Origin of the sequence: Halomonas fontilapidosi (genome assembly GCF_014192285.1) — a bacterium.
In the GTDB taxonomy this organism is placed as follows: Bacteria; Pseudomonadota; Gammaproteobacteria; order Pseudomonadales; family Halomonadaceae; genus Halomonas; species Halomonas fontilapidosi.
This window is the reverse complement of the sequence record NZ_JACHXQ010000001.1, coordinates 252,094-270,766: the sequence shown is the minus strand read 5'-3', so window position 1 is coordinate 270,766 and position 18,673 is coordinate 252,094. Positions and strand designations below refer to the sequence as shown.

Below are 18,673 nucleotides of genomic sequence, written 5' to 3'. Positions count from 1 at the left end.
TCCGCTTTGCAAGCCCGTTTGCACCTGGCACGGGGCTGGGGCACTATCCATGGCTTTGATCCGCCATGGGGCAGTGAGGTGGCCGATGACAGGGCCGATGATAGAGGGGAGCGCGCCCGCCGAGCGGGGGGCGAGAGAACCGGGCGAGGCCAACGGCGTGACTCGCCAGCGCAATGAGCGCGAGATCCTGGCCGCGGCCGAACGGGTCTTCGCCCGGCACGGCTACCGGGGAGCCAGCCTGCAGGCGATTGCCGAGCAGGCCGGCCTGCCCAAGTCCAACGTCCTCTACTACATGGGCAGCAAGCGTGGGCTCTACGTGCGGCTGCTGGAGCGAATGATGGAGCGCTGGAACGCGCTGCTCGATGATATCTCGGTGGAGGATGATCCCGCCGAGGTACTGGAGGCCTTCATCCGCAGCAAGATGCAGCTGTCACGCCGTCATCCGGAGGGCTCGCGGTTGTTCGCCGCCGAGATCCTGGGCGGTGCCCCCTTTCTGCAGGAGTACCTGCGTGGCGAGCTGCGCGACTGGGTCCAGGCTCGGGCGAGGATTCTCGAACAGTGGGCCGAGCGAGGCCTGATGGACCCTGTTGACCCGGTGTGGTTGATCTTCCTGATCTGGTCGGCAACCCAGCACTACGCCGACTTCGAGGCCCAGGTGCTGGGCATCACCGGTCGAGATGCCCTCAGCGATAGCGACGTCGAGGAGATCACCACTTTCCTCACCCGAGTGATCCTCAAGGGGGCCGGCGTGCGCTCCCGGGATGCCGTCCCTGCCCGCTGAGCCGCCCATGCCGTTGCCCATCGATGCCCGCCTCGACGCCATCCTTGCTGCCCTCGACAGGCATCCGCGTGCGCTGCTGGTCGCCGAGCCCGGTGCCGGCAAGACCACCCGGGTGCCGCTGGCGCTGCTCGAGGCTGCCTGGTGCGTGGGAGGCAGGCTGTTGCTGCTGGAGCCGCGGCGGGTGGCGGCACGCCTGGCCGCCGGCTTCATGGCCGAACAGCTCGGCGAGCGGGTGGGGGAGACCGTCGGCTATCGGATGCGCGGCGAGAGTCGTGTCGGGCCTTCGACCCGGCTCGAGGTGGTCACCCAGGGCGTGCTGACGCGCATGCTCCAGGCGGATCCCATGCTCGAGGGCGTAGCGGGGGTGATCTTCGATGAGTTTCATGAGCGCAGCCTGGAGGCGGACCTGGGGCTGGCACTGACGCTGGATGCCCAGCACGGCCTTCGCGATGATCTGCGCCTGCTGGTGATGTCGGCGACCCTCGATGTCGAGGCCCTGCTCGGCGTGTTGGGCGACGCGACCCCGGTAATCGACTGTCCGGGGCGGAGCTATCCCGTCGAGACCCGTTACCGGGCGCTTAACGCCAGGAAGGACACCGCGGCCCAGCAGGCCCGTGTGCTGCTGGAGAGCCTTGAGCAGCAGGCCGGCGATGCCCTGGCGATCCTGCCCGGGGTGGCGGAGATCCGTCGCCTGGCCCGGGCGCTTGGCGAGCGTGCGCCAGCGCTTGCCGTCAGCGAGCTGCACGGCCGTCTGCCCCTCGAGGCCCAGCGGCGCGCCCTGCGCCCGGACCCCGAGGGGCAACGGCGGGTGGTGCTGGCCACGGCAATCGCCGAATCCAGCGTCACGGTGGACGGCGTGAGTCTGGTGGTCGATGCCGGCCAGGAACGGGTGCCGGTGTTCCAGCCGCGTACCGGGCTGACCCGGCTCGAGACACGTCGGGTCAATCGGGCCAGTGCCGACCAGCGTCGCGGACGGGCCGGTCGCCAGGCACCGGGCCTCTGCGTTCGGCTGTGGGCGGAGGAGCAACCGCTGGTCCCCCATGGCGAACCCGAGGTCCGTCAGGCGGATCTTGCCTCGTTGGCCTTCGAACTGGCGCGCTGGGGCATCAGTGAGCCGAACCAGTTGGCCTGGGTTACGCCACCGCCCGCCGCGGCCCTGGCTGCCGGGCGCGATCTGCTGCGTCGGCTGAGGTTGCTGGATGCGGCGCATCATCTGACGGCTTTGGGCCGCGCTGCCACCCGATGGCCCACCCATCCCCGCCTGGCGGCCATGCTGGAGCGTTCCCGCGAACTCGAGGCTTGCCCCCTGGCCTGTGCCCTGGTGGCGCTGCTGGAAGGGCGCGACCTCGACGGGGAAAAGGACCTGGAGCGGGCACTGCAGGCGAGGCTCAAGACGCCCCAGGCGCATCGCCAGTGGCAGCGGGACGCCGAGCGCCTGGCGCGCCTCGCCGGGGTGAACCTTGAAGTGGTAAGTCTGGCCCCCCTAGGTGAGCTGCTGGCGCTGGCCTATCCCGAGCGGGTGGCTCAGCGGCTCGAGCCGGGCCGCTTCCGTCTGGCCGGCGGAGGGCTGGCGACCCTGCCCGACAGCCACCCCCTGGCGCACGCCGAGCTGCTGGTGGCGGTGGAACTGGATGGCCAGGCCAGCGGGGCCCGGATCTTTCGCGCCGTGGCGCTGGGGCGCGAGCGTCTGGAGGCGCTGTATCCCGAAACGGCCGAGTGGTGCACCCGCCTCGCGTGGTCCGACGACCAGGGGCGCCTGGTAGGTGAGCAGGTGCGTGGCCTGGGCGCGGTGGTGCTGGCGCGCCGGCCGCTCAAGGCACTGCCGCCGGAGGCGGTGCGCCGCGCGCTGCTCGAGGCGCTGCGTCGCCGAGGGCTGCCGCTGGAGGATGAGGCCGAACAGCTGCGCGGACGCGTGGCGCTGCTGCGTCGAACCCTTGGAGACGCGTGGCCCGACTGGTCGCAGGCGGCCTTGCACGAGACCCTGGATGACTGGCTGGGCCCGCATCTCGACGGCATGACGCGTCTCGACGCCGTGGAGCGCTTGCCGCTGGCGCGCATCCTGCTCGACAGCCTCGACTGGCCGCTGCGCTCGCGGCTCGATGCCCTGGCGCCGAGTCGGATGGCGGTGCCCAGCGGCGCGACCCACCGGCTGGACTATACCCCCTGTCTCGAGGGCAAGCCGCCGGTGCTGGCGGTGAAACTGCAGGAGTGCTTCGGCTGGCAGGCTTCGCCGCGCCTTGCCGACGGCCGCGAAGCAGTGCTGCTGCATCTCCTCTCGCCGGCGCGCCGCCCGCTGCAGGTTACCGCCGACCTGGCGAGCTTCTGGGCCAATGGCTATGCGGGGGTGCGTCGCGAGATGCGCGGTCGCTACCCCAAGCACCCCTGGCCCGAGGACCCCACCACGGCTGAGGCCACCGCCCGCACCAAACGGCGATGATCCCCGGCGCCGAGGCTGCTCGCTCGACCATCGTGGCCAGCCGCCTGGTCCTTCATGGGGATTCACGCCCGGAGGGGGCATCGCCGCCGAGGGCGTCAGCGGCATGGCTGGTGATCCCGCGGGCACGCAACACGCGTTTCTCGAGTTCGACGACCAGGTAGATGATCAGGCTACCGACGACGATCACCCCCCAGTGACCGATGCCCAGCCCCTCGCTGCCGAAGACCAGCTGCATGAAGGGCAGGTAGGTCCAGCCCAGCTGGAGCATCACGATGATACCGATGGAGCCCCATACCGGACGGCTGCCGAAGAGACCGGCCAGGGAGAGAGTGCTGCGCAGCAGGTAGCGGCTATTGATCAGGTAGGCCGCGCTGCCCATCACCAGCATGTTGACCGCGCCGGTGCGGGCCAGCTCGATGCTGCCCCCCTGATTCTGGATCCAGAGGAACATGCCGAAGACCCCGACCAGCAATAGCACCGAGACGAAGACCACCCGCCACAGCAGGAACAGATCGAGCAGCGAGGCGTCGGGGTCGCGGGGCTGGCGGGTCATGATGTCTTGCTCGGCATGCTCGAAGGCCAGCGCCAGGCCGAGGGTCACCGCCACCACCATGTTGACCCACAGCGCCTGCAGTGGCGTCACCGGCAGGGTGGAGCCAGCCAGCACGGCGAGCATGATCGCCATGCCCTGGCCGCCATTGGTGGGCAGAATGAAGGTGATGGTCTTGCGGATGTTGTCATAGACCTTGCGGCCTTCGCGAATGGCCCCGACGATGGTCGCGAAGTTATCGTCGGCCAGCACCATCTCGGCGGCCTCCTTGGCGGCTTCGGTGCCCTGGATGCCCATGGCCACGCCGACATCGGCGCGCTTGAGGGCCGGGCCGTCGTTGACCCCGTCACCGGTCATGGCACAGATGCCGCCCCTGGCCTGCATGGCTTGCACCAGGCGCAGCTTGTGCTCCGGCGCGGCGCGGGCGAAGACGTCTATCTCGAGGATGATCGCCTCGAGCTCGGCGTCCGACATTGCCTCGATCTCGCGGCCGCTGATGGCGCGTTCGGTGTGGGCGAAGCCCAGCTGCCTGGCGATGGCCAGGGCGGTGACCGCATGATCACCGGTGATCATCACCGGGCGAATGCCGGCGGCCAGGCAGTCCTTGACCGCCGCGATGGCCTCGTCCCGGGGCGGGTCGAGCAGGCCCACCAGTCCCAGCAGCACCAGCCCCTCCTCGACATGTTCGTCGCTGAGCTCGTGGATATCCTGCACCGGCTTCTCGGCCAGCGCCAGTACCCGCAGGCCACGCTCGGAGAGCGCATGGATGCGCTGCTCCCAGAGCTCGGCATCCAGCTCGCGCTCGTCACCGTTATCGCGGACGCGATGGCACATCTCCAGCAGACGATCTGGGGCGCCCTTGACCAGCAGACGCTGCTTGCCGTCGACCCGGTTCAGGGTTGCCATATACTTGCGTTCGGACTCGAAGGGGATGGCGTCGTGGCGGCCGTGGTCGCCGCGCAGCTTATGGGTGGTCAGCCCGGCCTTGGCGGCGGCGACCACCAGGGCACCTTCGGTCGGGTCGCCATGAATCCGCCAGCGGCCATCCTCTTCCGCCAGTTCGGCGTCGTTGCACAGCACGCCGACCTTGAGGAAATGGCGCAGGGCATGATGCTCGTTCAGTGCCAGTACGGCATCGTCGCGCTCGCCGTCATGGACGGCATGGAAACGCCCTTCCGGCGAGAAACCCACGCCGTCGACGCGGATCTCTCCATCGGGTAGCCAGATCGCCTGGGCGGTCATCTCGTTGCGGGTCAGGGTGCCGGTCTTGTCGGAAAAGATGGTCGAGATGGAGCCCAGCGTCTCCACGGCAGGCAGCCGGCGGATGATGGCATTGCGCTGCGCCATGGCCTGCACGCCCAGCGCCAGCCCGATGGTGACGATCGCGGGCAGGCCCTCGGGAATGGCAGCCACTGCCAGGCCCACGGCGGCCATGAACATATCACCCAGTGGCTGGTCGTGTACCAGGGCCCCGAAGGCACCGGTGAACGCCGCGGCGGCGAGGATGAAGACGGCCAGCACCTGGCCGGCGCGGTCGATCTGTCGCAGTAGCGGGGTCTTTAACTGCTCGACCTCGCGCAGCATCTCGGAGATACGGCCGATCTGGGTATGAGCGCCGGTTTCCACCACCAGGCCGCGGGCATTGCCCTGGACCACGATGGTGCTGGCATAGGCCATGCTGATGCGGTCGCCCAGTTCCGCGTCGTCTGCCACCGCCGCGGTGGTCTTGTCGACCGGGGTGGATTCCCCGGTCAGCGAGGCTTCTTCGGTGCGAAAGCGTCGTGCCTCGAGCAGCCGCAGATCGGCCGGCACCCGATCACCGCTCTCGACCAGCACGATATCACCGGGCACCAGGTGCTCGGCGGGGATGGTCTCGCGCTTGCCATCACGCAGCACCTGCGCCTGGGGCGAGAGCATCTGGCGGATGCTCTCCAGGGCCTGCTCCGCCTTGCCTTCCTGCACGAAGCCGATCAGGGCGATGATCAGCACCACGCCGAGGATGGCTGCCGCGTCCAGGGTGTGGCCAAGCCCCAGGCTGGCGATGGCAGCGACGATCAGCACCAGCATCAGGATGTTGTTGAACTGCTCCAGCAGGCGTTTCCAGCCGGGGCGCGATTCCGCCTGTTTCAGCTGGTTGGGGCCGTGCTCCTCGAGCCGCCGCTCGGCTTGAGTGTGCGAAAGGCCCTCGGCGCGACTCTCGAGCTTTGCAAGGGCTTGTTCGGGCGACACGGCATGCCAGGCGGAAAACGTGTCGTGTGGGCGGTGGGTCTGGGGCATGGGGCTTCTCCGGCAAGGCATCGCTACGCGTCCCGCGGGCCGCAGTGCGGTATCAAGCCTGCTGGTGTTCGGCAGACGCATTGCTCGCGGCCCGTTCATCGGCAACGAGATGGAAGCGGCGCAGCAGCCACTTTTCCAGCTCCACTGCCAGGAAGAGGCCAAGCCCCGCGCCCAGGATCAGCCCCCAGTGGAGAAGGCCCAGGCCTTCAGCCTCGAACAGCGCCTGCGTGAAGGGCAGGTAGGTCCAGGCGAGCTGAATCAGGACGACCAGGCCGATGGCGATCAACACCGGGCGGCTCCCGAAGAGTCCCAGGCGACTCAAGGAGCGGCCCACCAGGAAGCGGCTATTGAGCAGATAGGCGATTTCACCCATCACCAGCATGTTCACGGCGCCGGCGCGGGCGAGCTCGAGACTCCCACCCTGGTCAAGGATCCAGAAGAAGATGCCGCTGACTGCGGCCACCAGGACCACAGAGACGAAGATCACTCGCCACAGCATGAAGAGATTGAGCAGCGGCGCATCGGGGGCCCGCGGCTTGCGCTGCATCAGATCGGCCTCGGGGGACTCGAACACTAGCGCCATGCCCAGCGTCACCGCCGTGACCATATTGACCCACAGGATCTGCAGCCCGGTGATCGGCAGCGTCATGCCGCCCAACATGGCCAGCAGCACGGCCAGGCTTTCCGCCCCATTGGTGGGCAGCAGGAAGGTGATGGTCTTGCGGATATTGTCATAGACCTTGCGACCTTCCTCGATGGCCTTCTCGATAGTGGCGAAGTTGTCATCGGCAAGTACCATTTCCGCGGCTTCTTTAGCGGCCTCGGTGCCCTGAATGCCCATGGCGACCCCGACGTCGGCGCGCTTGAGGGCCGGGCCGTCATTGACACCGTCGCCGGTCATGGCGCAGATGCCGCCTTGGGCCTGCATGGCCTTGACCAGGCGTAGCTTGTGTTCCGGCGCGGCGCGGGCAAAGACATCCACATCACGCACGCACGCCTGGAGCTCCTCGTCCGACATATCCTCGATATCGCGGCCGGTCAGCGCCTTTTCGGTATGCGAGAACCCCAGCTTCTCGGCAATGGCCCGGGCTGTCTCGGGGTGGTCGCCGGTGATCATGACCGGGCGAATGCCGGCATCGAGGCACTGCTTGACCGCCTCGATGGCCGCTTCCCGAGGCGGATCGAGAAGCCCTGTCATGCCCAGCAGCACCAGACCCTGCTCGACGTCGTCACGGTCGAGCTGCTGGCCCTTGCCAGCAGACTTCTCGGCGATGGCCAGCACGCGCAGCCCCCGGGCCGAGAGCTCCTTGATGTGGGCCTCCCATGCCTCTGTATCGAGCGCTACCTCCTCACCGTTACGGCGTACCCGGTCGCACATCTCCAGCAGCCGGTCTGGCGCGCCCTTGACCAGCACCCGCGTCTCGCCATCCACCTCATGCAGGGTGGCCATGTAGCGGTATTCCGACTCGAACGGGAGGGTGTCCAGGCAGCGGTGTGAGTCGCGCAGGGTCGAGGCCTCGAGGCCGGCCTTGGCGGCTGCCACCACCAGCGCCCCCTCGGTCGGATCACCCTCGATGTGCCAGTGATCGTCCTCACGGCTGAGTTCTGCTTCATTGCACAACACCCCGGCCACGAGCAGCCGTTCGAGATCTGGATACTCGGCAAGATCAAGCGCGTCGCCCTTTTCTTCTCGTGCCTCGTGTTCCGCCTCGCCCTCGGCCTCTTCACAGGCCTCGTGCAGGCTACCCTCGGGCGAGAAGCCCACCCCGGAGAGACGCACTTCTCTGGCCTCGAGGCGAATAGCCCGCGCGGTCATCTCGTTGCGCGTCAGGGTGCCGGTCTTGTCGGTGAAGATGGTGGAAATCGAGCCCAGCGTCTCGACGGCCGGGAGACGACGGATGATGGCGTTGCGATGGGCCATGGCCTGGACACCGATGGCAAGCCCGATGGTGACAATGGCCGGCAGGCCCTGGGGAATGGCCGCCACGGCTAGCGCCACGGCCGCCATGAACATTTCGCTGGCGGCCTTGCCGTGTACGAAGATGCCGAAGGCGGCGGAGAAGGTGGCGAGGCCGACAATGAAAGCCGCCAGCACATTGCCGGCGCGGTCCAACTGGGCGAGAAGCGGTGTCTTCAACTTCTCGACGCCTTGCAGCATCTCGGAAATACGGCCGATCTGCGTGCTGCCCCCGGTTTCGACCACCAGACCTCGCGCGTTGCCCTGAACCACCAGCGTGCCGGCATGGGCCATGGCGCTTCGCTCGGCCAGAGCCGCATCTTTATCCACGGCGTCGGTCGACTTCTCGACCGGCTCGGATTCTCCGGTAAGTGGCGCTTCCTGGGTGCGAAGGCGTTGGCTCTTGATCAGGCGCAGGTCGGCGGGCACTCGGGCACCGCTCTCGATCAGCACGATATCGCCGGGGACAAGCGCTTTGGCATCCAGCGTGGCGCGTTTGCCGTCACGCAGCACGGTGGCCTTCGGTGAAAGCATGGTGCGTATGCTGTCCAGTGCCCGCTCGGCCTTGCCTTCCTGGAAGAAGCCGATCAACGCGATGATCACCACCACCGCGAGGATAACGGCGGCATCCAGGCTGTGGCCCAGGAACTGGCTCGCCACCGCGGCGACGATGAGGATCAGCATCAGGATGTTGTTGAATTGATCCAGCAGTCGCTTCCACCAGGGGCGCGCCGCGGCTTGTTCGAGTTGGTTGGGGCCATACTCGTCCAGCCGACACTTGGCTTCCGTGCTGCCGATGCCGTCGGCGTGACTCTCGAGACGCTCGAGCGCCTCATCGGTCGAAAGGGCGTGCCAGTCGACAGGCTCATTCTTCGGGCGATCGGTCATGAGGTTCCTCCGGCCGCTAGCGGGTCCCTCCACGTGTACCATAAAGAATGTTGCAGTGCAGTATTTCGGCGCAAGGATACGCCCATAAGTGCCCGTTACCCGCGTGTCATGAAGGCGATGCGGGTGCCGTGGGCGAGACGCGCCGCCGCCTCCAGAGGAGGCACTGCGGGCAAGCCGATCATCTCGTCGGTGACGTCGGCCCAGGTCAGGGTGCCATGGGTCAAGCCCAGCGGAGAGAGTGCCCGACTGATCCACTGGGTGCCGGTAAAGCGTCGGGTGTCACCTTCGTCATCCACCAGCAGGCTCTCGCCACCGGTATGGTGCAGCCGCACCAGGTAGTAGCCCATATCCAGCGATTGTACCTCCACGACGGGAGGCGTGGTCGGGTCCAGCCGTTCGGCGAGCGTTTCCAGGGTCAGGCGATCGGGCAGGGCAGGCGCATCCAGGGGTATCATGGGGAGTATCCGAAGTTGGACATGAGCTGTCATTCTATCGCGATGTGTACAGGACTTGTCATGCTGCTGGCCGCTGATCCCTGCCCCCTGCGGCCGCACGGTCACGAGCTGTCGCGGCCTGGGCTAGCCATTCCCCGTCTCGCTGGTCGTCCGGCGGTGCATTCCTTACACTGCGCGGTTACCTGCCGTGCCAGCTCGGCCCCCTGTTTCCTTGTCCCGGACGCGTCCCCATGGCCCAGACCTCCTCGAAACGCATCAACAAGTACATCAGCGAGAGCGGGATATGCTCGAGGCGGGAAGCCGACCGCTACATCGAGCAGGGCAATGTGCATATCGACGGTCGGCGTGCCACGCCCGGTGACCAGGTCTATCCGGGCAGCGTGGTCAAGGTCAACGGCCAGGTCGTCGAGCCGCTGGCACTCGAGGAAGAAGACCGGGTGTTCATTGCGCTCAACAAGCCGGTGGGCATCGTCAGCACTACTGATCCCGGCGAGAAAGCCAATATCGCCGACTTTGTCGGGCACGGCGCACGGATCTTTCCCATCGGACGACTGGACAAGGACTCCCAGGGGCTGATCTTCCTGACCAACAATGGCGATCTGGTCAACCGCATCCTGCGGGCGAGCAACCAGCACGAGAAGGAGTATCGGGTTACCGTCAACAAGCCCATCACCGAGGAGTTTATTGCCGGCATGGGCGCGGGGGTGCCGATCCTCGGCGAGGTGACGCGCAAGTGTCGCGTGGTCCGAGAGTCGCGTTTCGTCTTCAATATTACTCTCGTGCAGGGGCTCAACCGACAGATTCGCCGAATGTGCGAGGTGTTCGACTATGAGGTGGTGAAGCTCGAGCGGATCCGCATCATGAATGTCACGCTCAAGGGGCTGGCGCCGGGGGAGTGGCGTGACCTGACGCCCCAGGAGGTGGCGACCATTCTCGCCATGACCGAGCACTCCTCCTCCGAGGCCCAGACCACTGGCCGTCGTTCAGTTCGCCGCCAGGGAAGCAAGCGTTCCAGGGCCACGGATGGCAAGCAAGCAGCCGGCAAGCCCGGTGTCAGGGGCCGCGGCGAAAGCGGCAAATCCGCTAAAGGCAAGGCCACGAAACCCCGGGCGGGCGGCAAGGGCCGGCCTGACAAGGCGGGTGCTGGCGCGTCCCCTGCGGGTAAGACGACCAAGCCTGCAAAGCCAAAGCCTGGACATTCCAAGCCCGGAACGTCCAAGGCCAAGCCAGCAAAGGGCAGTCGCCCCAAGGCCGCTGGCTCCTCTCGCAAGCCTCGGGGCAGGAAGTAACGGCTTCCCGACCCACCGGCCATGAGGTGCACCATGCACGATCCACGCCTGAAGAGTCCCGCCGTGGCGCGCAATCGCCAGCCGATCCTCGAGGTCCTGCTCGAGGTGCTCCCCGCCACGGCGAGCGTACTGGAGGTGGCCAGCGGCAGTGGCGAACACGCCCTGCATTTTGCCGCTGCCGCCGCGGGATGGAGCTGGCAGCCCAGCGACCCCAACCCGCACGCGCTGGCCTCTGTCGCCGCCTGGCGTGAGGCCGCGGGCGTGGACAATCTGCTCGAGCCCCTGCAACTGGACGTGACCGGCGAGTGGCCGTCGCAACATTTCGATGCCGTGGTGGCCATCAACCTGCTGCATATCTCGCCCTGGACAGTCACCGAGGTGCTGATGGCGGGGGCCGGAAAGCAGCTGGCGCCTGGCGGCGTGTTGTTTCTCTACGGTCCGTTCCAGCGCAGCGGGCGCCATACCTCTCCCAGCAATGCGGCCTTCGATGCCGACCTGCGTGCCCGGGACCCGCGCTGGGGGATTCGTGACCTGGATACCGTCAGGGCCGAGGCCGAGCGTCATGGACTGGTGCTCGACCGGGTGGTGACCATGCCGGCCAACAACCTCAGCGCCGTATTTCGCCGCGCCTAGTGAAGGTCTCTTGTGCCGGCGTCAGTCCGGGATCTCGCCGGGCTCCCGGTACTCGATGCCCTCGGCCTGGCGCTCTTCGCGGGTCTTGGTCTCGTCTTCCGCGGGTACGCCCCACACGGTTTCCCGGCGACCATCCTGCCAGGTGTAGGTGGTGCAGCCGGCCAGCAGGGCCATGACAAGCAGGCCGACGACAGGCGGTATCGATCGATGCATCGGAGACTCCTCGTTGTTGGGTGAGCTGGCTGCCTGGGGAGGCTAGCCGGAGAGGCCCAGCAGGATCGGCACGTAGACTACCAGCAGCAGCACGGCGATCAGTCCCAGCAGATAGGGAATGATGGCGCGAGTGATGCGCTCCAGCGGTAGCTGGGTGACCGAGGAGGCCACATAGAGGTTGATCGCCACCGGCGGAGTGATCATGCCGATGGCGAGCCCCACCACGATGATCAGCCCGAAGTGAATGGGATCGATACCCAGCTGGGTGACCAGCGGCAGCAGCACCGGGGTGAGGATGATCAGCGCGCTGGCCGTCTCGATGAACACCCCGGTGAGCAGGATCACCGCAACCACCAGCAGCATGATCACGTAGGGATCGGTGGAGAGCGACAGCACCGCCTGGGCGATGGCACCCGGCACCTGCCAGCTGGAGAGCGTCCAGCTGAGCACCGCCGAGGTGGCGATCACCAGCATGATCACCGAGGTGGTGATCGCCGAGCGGATCAGGATGCGGTAGACGTCGGCGAGGCCCAGGTCACGGTAGACGAAAAGCGACACCAGCAGGGCATAGTTGACCGCCACCACGGCCGCCTCGCTGGGCGTGAACACGCCCGAGAAGATACCCCCGAGGATGATCACCGGTGTCATCAGGCCCCAGCTCGCGCTCCTGAAGGTGCGCCAGATGGTGGCCGGCGAGAAGGCCGTGCCGCGAGGGTAGTGGCGCCGATAGGCCTGGACGATGGCGATGGTGGCGAGCCCCAGGCCCATGGCGATGCCGGGCAGGATGCCACTCAGGAACAGCTGGGAGACCGACTGCTGAGCGATCACCGCGTAGATGATCATCGGCACCGAGGGCGGGATCACCACGCCGATGGTACCGCTGGCGGCAATCAGGCTGGCCGCCGAGGCGGGGTCGTAGCCCTTCTTGCGAAGCTCCGGCACCAGGCTCGAGCCCACCGCCGCGGTGGTGGCGGCGCCGGAGCCGGAGATGGCGGCAAAGAACATACCGGCGCCCACCGAGACGATGGACAGGCCCCCCTTGAGGAAGCCGAACAGCGAATCGGCGAAGGCCACCAGCTTCTCGCTCACCTTGCCCTGGGCCATCAGGTCGCCGGCGAGGATGAACATCGGCACCGCCACCAGGGCGAAGGAGTTGATGCCCTGGAACATTTGCTGTGGCAGCACCATCAACGGCACGCCCTGGGCATGCAGGGCCACCAGCGCGCTGGCGCCGATGGCCAGGGCAATGGGTACCCCGAGCAGCATGAAGAGCAGGAACAGCACGAAGAGCAGGGCGGTCATGCGGCGGGTTCCTCGGCCCTCGAGGGAGATTCGCCCAGCACCAGGGCGATGATGTCCACCAGCGCGAACCAGGCCATGATCGCTGCGGCCAGCGGCATGACCGCATAAACCCAGGTCATGGAGAGGCGCATCGAGGCGGATTTCTGGAAGCTCTGCACCTGCATGTACTCATAGCCGATGACCACCAGAGCCGCGAGGAAACCCACCATGACCAGCAGGGCGGCAAGGTGCACCAAGCGTCGGGGTAGACCGGGAAGTGCGTCGACCACGAAGGTCACGGCGATATGCCGGCCGCGCCGAAAGGCCAGGGTGGCGGCGAGGAAGGTGATCCACACCAGCAGGAAGCGGGCCACCTCCTCGGTCCAGCCCACCGCGGTGAAGAAGACCCGCGAGACCACCTGCAGGGTGATCACGGCGATCAACGCCGCCATCGCCGTGAAGACCACGGGGGCAATGGCGGCGTCGACGACGCGCTCACTCCGTCGCAGCAGGCCCAGCAGCGATGAGGCGTGGGGGTGCACTTACTCGAGCGCCTTCTGGATACGCGGCAGGGTGTCGCCGAACTGCTCACCGTACTTCTCGTAGACCGGGGCCACGGCCTCCTGGAAGGCGGCGATGTCGGGTTCCTCGACGATCTGCATGCCCGCCTCGCGGAGCTCGGCCAGCTGTTCGGCCTGCATCTCGGCGTTCATCCGGCGCTCGTGTTCGGCGGCCTCCTGGGCGGCCTGTTCCAGCACCGTCTGCGCGGCCTCCGGCAGCTGTTTCCACACCGGCATGCCCATCACGAAGATCGCCGGTGCATAGGTATGGCGCGACAGCGTCATGTGGTCCTGGGTCTCGTAGAGCTTGAAGGAGTGGATGACGTTGATCGGATTTTCCTGGCCGTCAATGGTGCCCTGCTGCATGGCGGTCAGTGCCTCGGTCCAGGCCATCGGCACGGCATTGGCGCCCAGCTCGCGAAAGGTATCGACGTAGACCGGGTTCTCCATCACGCGGATGCGCAGTCCGTCGATGTCCGCTGGCGTCTCCACCGGACGCTCGCTGTTGGTCAGGTTACGAAAGCCGCGCTCGGCATAGGCCAGACCCTTGAGATTGACCTCGGCGAGGCGGTCGAGCAGCTCCTGGCCGATCGGGCCATCGAGTACCCCGTAGGCAGCCTCCGGGGAGGGGAAGAGGAAGGGCAGCTCGAACACCGCCATCTCCTCGACGAAGTTGGCCACCGGGCCGTTGGTGATCACGCCCATGTCGACGGTGCCGATCTGCATGCCTTCGAGCAGGGTGCGCTCGTCGCCGAGGCTGGCGTTGGGGTAGAGCTCGATGTCCACCTTGCCCTCGGTGCGCTCTTCCACCAGTTCCTCGAACTTCATGGCGGCGATATGGAAGCCGTCCTGCTCGTTGACCACGTGGGCCAGGCGCAAGGTGACCGGCTCCATGTCGGCGAATTCGGATGCGTTGGCGCCGGCGGCCACGGTGAGCGAGACGGCGAGTGCCAGCGTGCTGCGTGCAAAACCGTTCATTCCAGGTTTCCTTTTTTGTGTCAGCGTGTTGCGTTATATAGCCGCTAGATCATGCACCGTGCCATGAGGGACGGTCAATTGCTTCGGCGGCCGCTGCGGCAGGCCAGCTTGGCACGCACACCGTCGCTCTCGGCGCTCCGAAGGGTCGAGTCAACGATCAGAGGAGTCCCCTCAAAGCGCGTATGGCGCATCAGGGTGGTGAAGGAGCGAACAACCTCCGGCCTCGACCAGCGAGGCCGGAAAACTATTCTTGGTCGCTGCTGGAGGCGGGGGGCGTCTTGTGCTGGCGGTGGACCACGAGTCGAGTCTTCTGGTTGAAACTAACCTGTCGACCGTAGGTCTCGGCCGCCTTCTTGGTGGCGAAATGGCGATTGGCTCGCTGAGAGCTGCCTCTCTTTACGCTCCAGCCTCCTTTGGCATTGGGGATGACATGGTGCTTCGACCGGTTCATGGTCGTCGCCCCTCCTGTGCGGTGAACGATGCCGGGATGGCACACCATTCAGTGTAGCGGTCACGCCGAGTGCCGAGAGCTTTTCACCGCATGAGATGACCTAAGTCATGCCATGGCGACGTTGGTCGGCGTTGGGCAACGCCGTTGGCACAGGAGCGGGAGTCAGGCGAAGCCGGGATCCTCGGTCCGGACGGTGACTTCCTCCTCACCGGGCACCATCACCGCGAACTCGCCTCCGCCGAGATGCGTGACCGAATGCCCCTCCCGGGTGCGGAAGGCAGGGAGGCTGTCGTGGGTCGCGCCAGCATGCTGCAGGTCACTGAGATCACGGCTGCTGTGGAACATGTCGATGAAATACTCGTTGCCGGCCTGGTCGAAGGCCAGGATGGTTTTCTCTGTGTCAGACACGGGGAGCGCTCCGGTAGATAAGCCTGCGTTCATTCTAGTCGCGGCCGCTGTCTGCCTTCCAATATCCATCACCACCGCTTGGTGGGGGGATCTCCCCTGAAGGAGCACCATTAGCAGGCGCTGCCGACGCGGGGGAAGCTGGATCTGGCGGAGCGGCGTCTCCTTGCGTCAGTTGCAGCGCCTGTTCGAGGGCTCTTCACCGTGGGTGTGGAATTCGCCCGTTGGGCTGGGCAAGATCAAAGCCAAGATCTAGGCACTGTTGCCACAACGTCAGAAGGAGCTCCCTCATGTCGGACCGTGTGATCCTTACCACCTCTTCCCACCTCGAGGGCTACCGCGTCACCGAGCACATCGACATTGTCTCGGCGGAGTGCGTGTTCGGGATGAATATCCTCAAGGACATGTTTGCCGGCTTCCGTGACTTCTTCGGCGGCCGCAACAAATCCTCTCAGGATGCGTTGCGTGATGCGAGAGTGGCCTGCCTAGACGAGCTTCGTCGGGAGGCGAGGGAGATGGGAGCCAACGCGGTGATCGCCATCGACCTTGACTACAGCGAGATCTCCGGCGGCGGCAAGTCGATGCTTTTTCTGGTAGCCACCGGTACGGCCGTGAAGGTCACCAAGGCCTGAGCCCCTGCGCTGACGCGCCGGGGCAACCCACATGGCTACATGGCTGACACCATGTCAGAAGGAGGCTGGCATGCCACGGACAAAATAGAGAAAGCCGCGAGATACGCACGATGTTCTCTCCATGTGACTCACGGGGTATGACGTGCGTGTCGTGACGGGACTAGACATCTAGTGCCAGGCGCAACGAAAAACGGCCACCTGCTCTTTGAGCTAAGTGACCGTTTTTAATGATGTTTCTGGTCGGAGCGACAGGATTCGAACCTGCGACCTTTGCAACCCCATTCCTTAATTGCCATATATAAGCACAAACAACAGGAAACGAAAAAGCACGATTATACCCAATAAAAACAAAGACTTGCCGTGTTCCTAGTGTTGCTCGTTGTTGCCGCTTTGAGCCTGGTATATCCTTCCCTTGGAACCCATATGGAACCCACGGGGGAGCGATGAAGAAGAAAGAGAAGCTGACGAAAAAGGCCCTGGATCGCCTCGCCAACGAGCTCCCCGAGGGGGATGAAGTCTGGGACACCGACCTGCCCGGCTACCACGTCCGCGGTCGTCGGGGGTGGCTGGCGCTCCGCGTCAGCTATTACAACAACGCCCGTCAGCGGCGCGTTCTGACCCTTGGCCGTTACGGAACCCGGACGGCCGCGCAAGCTCGAGAGGATGCCCGGCAGGCCCTGGCCATTGTCGCGCAAGGGGGTGACCCACGGGCCGTGCTCGAGGAAGACCGGGCCGAAGCCGAGCGCCAGCAGCAGCAAACCCTGCGGGCCTACCTCGAGGGGCCCTATACCGCTTTTCAGAATCGTCGCAAGGATGGGAAGGGGACCATTCGACGCATCGCCCGCGACTTCCCCGACTGGCTCGATAAGCCTATGGGGAAGCTAACCCGTGCCGACGTGGAGCGGTGGCAGGCTAAGGAGGAGGCCACCCCGAAGCCGCGGCAGGGGAAAGAGGAGGCCACCCCGAAGCCGCGGTCCTTCCAGACGCTCAAACGGTCCTATGATGCCCTACAAGCCCTGCTAGCCCATGCGGTGGAGCGCAACGTGATCCCCGCCCACCCCCTGAAAGGCGTCAAGCTCCAAAAGCCGGCATTGACTGAGGAGGAGCTGGCGGAGCAAGGAGCAGAACGACGATTCCTCGAGCCGGAGGAGGTGACGGCGCTGTTCGCCGGCCTGGAGGCGTATCAAGAGGAGAGGCGAGCACAGCGACGCAGCAGCCGCGCCCACGGGAAAGCCTACCTCCCTGACCTGGATCACGTCGCCTATGTGGATCACGTCAAACCGTGGTTGCTGGCCATGTTCTACACCGGTTTTCGGCCGGGCGACCTGTTCGGACTGCGGTGGGAACACGTCAACCTAACCTTCGGGACGATCCGCAAGGTTATAGAGAAGACCGCCCACCACCAGTCGGAGCCAATGACCTTCCCGGTCTGTCGGCCACTGGTGGAGATCCTAAGGACTTGGCACCAGCAGCAGGGGGAGCCGAGCGCCGGACTGGTGTTCCCCTCGATTGTCAACGGTAAGCGCATGGCTCAGACCGCCATGCAACGGCCGTGGGCGACCGTCCGCAAGCTGGGCGGGCTGCCGGAGGGGTTGCAGCTCTACACGCTGCGACACAACTTCGCCAGTCAGCTCGTGATGGCCGGCGTCGACATCCTGACGGTTTCCAAGCTGATGGCACACAGCAGCATCGAAACGACGATCACGTTCTATGCCCACCTGGCCCCGGACCACAAGCGGAGTGCTGTCGACTTGTTCGCCCGGGCCGTGGGCGGTGAGGCGGTAAAGGAGGGCGGTTCCGAGCCCCTGGAGGAAAGCGCCAATGGCTGACGAGCTGAAAGCGATTCAAGCGGAGTTGGATAGCCTGCTGGACCGGCTCTCCGCACACCTGGAGCATGACGCCGAGCCGAGCCCGGGGCGCGAAGACGCCGCCCGCGTCGTGCTGCACTATGCCCGGGAGGGGCGGTCGCTCGAGGCGTCTGTCTGCACCGCTCGTGACGTTGCGCGCGGCCGCTGGCAGGGGCCGAAGATCACCCCCACGTCGAGGCTGGGAGAGCTGGCAGACAGCGACCACCCTGAGGGGCTAGCCCCCCTGGTGGAAGCCATGCGCGCGATATGGGAATGGCAGTGGCATCGCTTCCCCCTGGAGGATAAACACGCGGCCGCGATGGCCCGGGCGGTTGATGCGTGGTCGAGTAAGCAATGCCAGTTTATCGGGGAGAACCTAGGACTCGAGTTGACCCCCAAGCGTTGCGGTGGCGTGCGGCAAGTTGACCCCCGGGGTGCTGTCCGCGAGATGGCCGCCCATGACGCGCGCAGCCGTCACCAGCATGATCCGACAGAAAACCCCACAGGCACGGGGCTTTTTGAGCGCGTGGGCGAACACTATGCGCTGTCTGAGGGTGCGACACGACGTGCATATTACGCCGATGAGATCAAAGAGCTATGGAAGGAGATAGAGCGGATAGAAGCTGGTTTCCGCCGAGACGACAAAACTTGAAAAAGACCTTCCCGCCACGGGCCGCCAATATGAAGCCGAAACGTCAAGCTAACCCCGGCAACATGAGGCCCACGCTATGCCCATCAAGAAGCAAGATCACGGCGCTATCCTTCGGGATGCCCTGACCCGATACCACGACGGCTTCGACCCTGCCCTTATCGAACTCCCCGAGGCCGCCGTATTCCCCGGCTTGATTCCCGCCCAGCCGACCACCGCCCGGAAGGCACGCGTTACCGGCAACCTGCTGGGGCGGCCGGCGCCGCGGTTCGTCAAGCGTGGCCGAAGCGTCCGTTATCGGCTCAAGGACGTGCTGGAGTGGCTGGCCGACGGGGAGACCTTCACCAGCACCACCGAAGCCAGTCGGGGGCGGGAGGGTGTTGCATGAAA

The 18,673-nt window shown here is 65.8% G+C and carries 17 protein-coding genes; 8 read left to right on the top strand and 9 right to left on the bottom strand.

Going from position 1 to position 18,673, the window contains the following annotated elements:
* Nucleotides 1–97: 97 nt before the first annotated feature.
* Together FHR95_RS01310 and hrpB are read left to right on the top strand one after the other, a co-directional pair.
* Nucleotides 98–781, top strand: a complete 684-nt coding sequence (locus FHR95_RS01310) for a TetR/AcrR family transcriptional regulator (protein ID WP_183313065.1) — start codon at nucleotides 98–100, stop codon at nucleotides 779–781.
* 7 nt (nucleotides 782–788) lie between these two features.
* Nucleotides 789–3,218, top strand: a complete 2,430-nt coding sequence (gene hrpB / locus FHR95_RS01305; protein WP_183313064.1) for an ATP-dependent helicase HrpB — start codon at nucleotides 789–791, stop codon at nucleotides 3,216–3,218.
* Nucleotides 3,219–3,270: 52 nt separating this feature from the next.
* On the opposite strand, the gene FHR95_RS01300 is transcribed toward hrpB, so the two are convergent.
* The 3 genes from FHR95_RS01300 to FHR95_RS01290 form a co-directional block, all read right to left on the bottom strand.
* A complete protein-coding gene (locus FHR95_RS01300; RefSeq protein ID WP_183313063.1) occupies nucleotides 3,271–6,045 on the bottom strand; it encodes a cation-translocating P-type ATPase in 2,775 nt (924 codons plus the stop codon).
* Between the two features lie 52 nt (nucleotides 6,046–6,097).
* The gene (locus FHR95_RS01295; RefSeq protein WP_183313062.1) at nucleotides 6,098–8,890 is read right to left on the bottom strand and encodes a cation-translocating P-type ATPase; all 2,793 of its coding nucleotides are present in this window, start codon (nucleotides 8,888–8,890) and stop codon (nucleotides 6,098–6,100) included.
* 95 nt (nucleotides 8,891–8,985) lie between these two features.
* On the bottom strand, nucleotides 8,986–9,345 hold the full coding sequence (locus FHR95_RS01290) for a DUF6482 family protein (protein ID WP_040186520.1): 360 nt from the start codon (nucleotides 9,343–9,345) through the stop codon (nucleotides 8,986–8,988).
* A gap of 230 nt (nucleotides 9,346–9,575) precedes the next feature.
* On the opposite strand from FHR95_RS01290, the gene rluF reads away from it, so the two are divergent.
* Entirely contained in the window at nucleotides 9,576–10,634 is a 1,059-nt protein-coding gene (rluF, locus tag FHR95_RS01285; RefSeq protein ID WP_183313061.1) for a 23S rRNA pseudouridine(2604) synthase RluF, read from the top strand.
* A gap of 33 nt (nucleotides 10,635–10,667) precedes the next feature.
* On the top strand, nucleotides 10,668–11,267 hold the full coding sequence (locus FHR95_RS01280; RefSeq protein WP_183313060.1) for a DUF938 domain-containing protein: 600 nt from the start codon (nucleotides 10,668–10,670) through the stop codon (nucleotides 11,265–11,267).
* Between the two features lie 21 nt (nucleotides 11,268–11,288).
* Here the strand turns inward: FHR95_RS01280 and FHR95_RS01275 are convergent, their stop codons facing one another.
* From FHR95_RS01275 to FHR95_RS01250, 6 genes are all read right to left on the bottom strand, one after another.
* Entirely contained in the window at nucleotides 11,289–11,480 is a 192-nt protein-coding gene (locus FHR95_RS01275; protein WP_040186523.1) for a hypothetical protein, read from the bottom strand.
* Between the two features lie 42 nt (nucleotides 11,481–11,522).
* A complete protein-coding gene (locus FHR95_RS01270) occupies nucleotides 11,523–12,782 on the bottom strand; it encodes a TRAP transporter large permease (protein WP_183313059.1) in 1,260 nt (419 codons plus the stop codon).
* Entirely contained in the window at nucleotides 12,779–13,303 is a 525-nt protein-coding gene (locus FHR95_RS01265) for a TRAP transporter small permease (RefSeq protein WP_343065151.1), read from the bottom strand. The genes FHR95_RS01270 and FHR95_RS01265 overlap by 4 nt, the downstream gene beginning before the upstream one ends.
* A complete protein-coding gene (locus FHR95_RS01260) occupies nucleotides 13,304–14,299 on the bottom strand; it encodes a TRAP transporter substrate-binding protein (RefSeq protein ID WP_183313058.1) in 996 nt (331 codons plus the stop codon).
* Between the two features lie 244 nt (nucleotides 14,300–14,543).
* On the bottom strand, nucleotides 14,544–14,750 hold the full coding sequence (locus tag FHR95_RS17390) for a DUF2188 domain-containing protein (protein WP_040186526.1): 207 nt from the start codon (nucleotides 14,748–14,750) through the stop codon (nucleotides 14,544–14,546).
* A 162-nt stretch (nucleotides 14,751–14,912) separates the two neighbouring features.
* A complete protein-coding gene (locus tag FHR95_RS01250; protein WP_040186532.1) occupies nucleotides 14,913–15,158 on the bottom strand; it encodes a hypothetical protein in 246 nt (81 codons plus the stop codon).
* A gap of 287 nt (nucleotides 15,159–15,445) precedes the next feature.
* On the opposite strand from FHR95_RS01250, the gene FHR95_RS01245 reads away from it, so the two are divergent.
* The 4 genes from FHR95_RS01245 (at nucleotide 15,446) to FHR95_RS01230 (ending at nucleotide 18,671) form a co-directional block, all read left to right on the top strand.
* Entirely contained in the window at nucleotides 15,446–15,787 is a 342-nt protein-coding gene (locus tag FHR95_RS01245; RefSeq protein ID WP_183313057.1) for a YbjQ family protein, read from the top strand.
* Between the two features lie 443 nt (nucleotides 15,788–16,230).
* Nucleotides 16,231–17,616 carry a site-specific integrase gene (locus FHR95_RS01240; protein WP_183313056.1) on the top strand — a complete coding sequence of 462 codons (1,386 nt, stop codon included), beginning with the start codon at nucleotides 16,231–16,233 and terminating at the stop codon, nucleotides 17,614–17,616.
* Nucleotides 17,609–18,286: a hypothetical protein gene (locus FHR95_RS01235; protein ID WP_183313055.1), complete on the top strand. Its 678-nt coding sequence runs from the start codon at nucleotides 17,609–17,611 to the stop codon at nucleotides 18,284–18,286. The genes FHR95_RS01240 and FHR95_RS01235 overlap by 8 nt, the downstream gene beginning before the upstream one ends.
* 76 nt (nucleotides 18,287–18,362) lie before the next feature.
* Nucleotides 18,363–18,671 (top strand): hypothetical protein, encoded by a 309-nt coding sequence (locus FHR95_RS01230; RefSeq protein WP_183313054.1) that lies wholly within the window; start codon nucleotides 18,363–18,365, stop codon nucleotides 18,669–18,671.
* Nucleotides 18,672–18,673 lie beyond the last annotated feature (2 nt).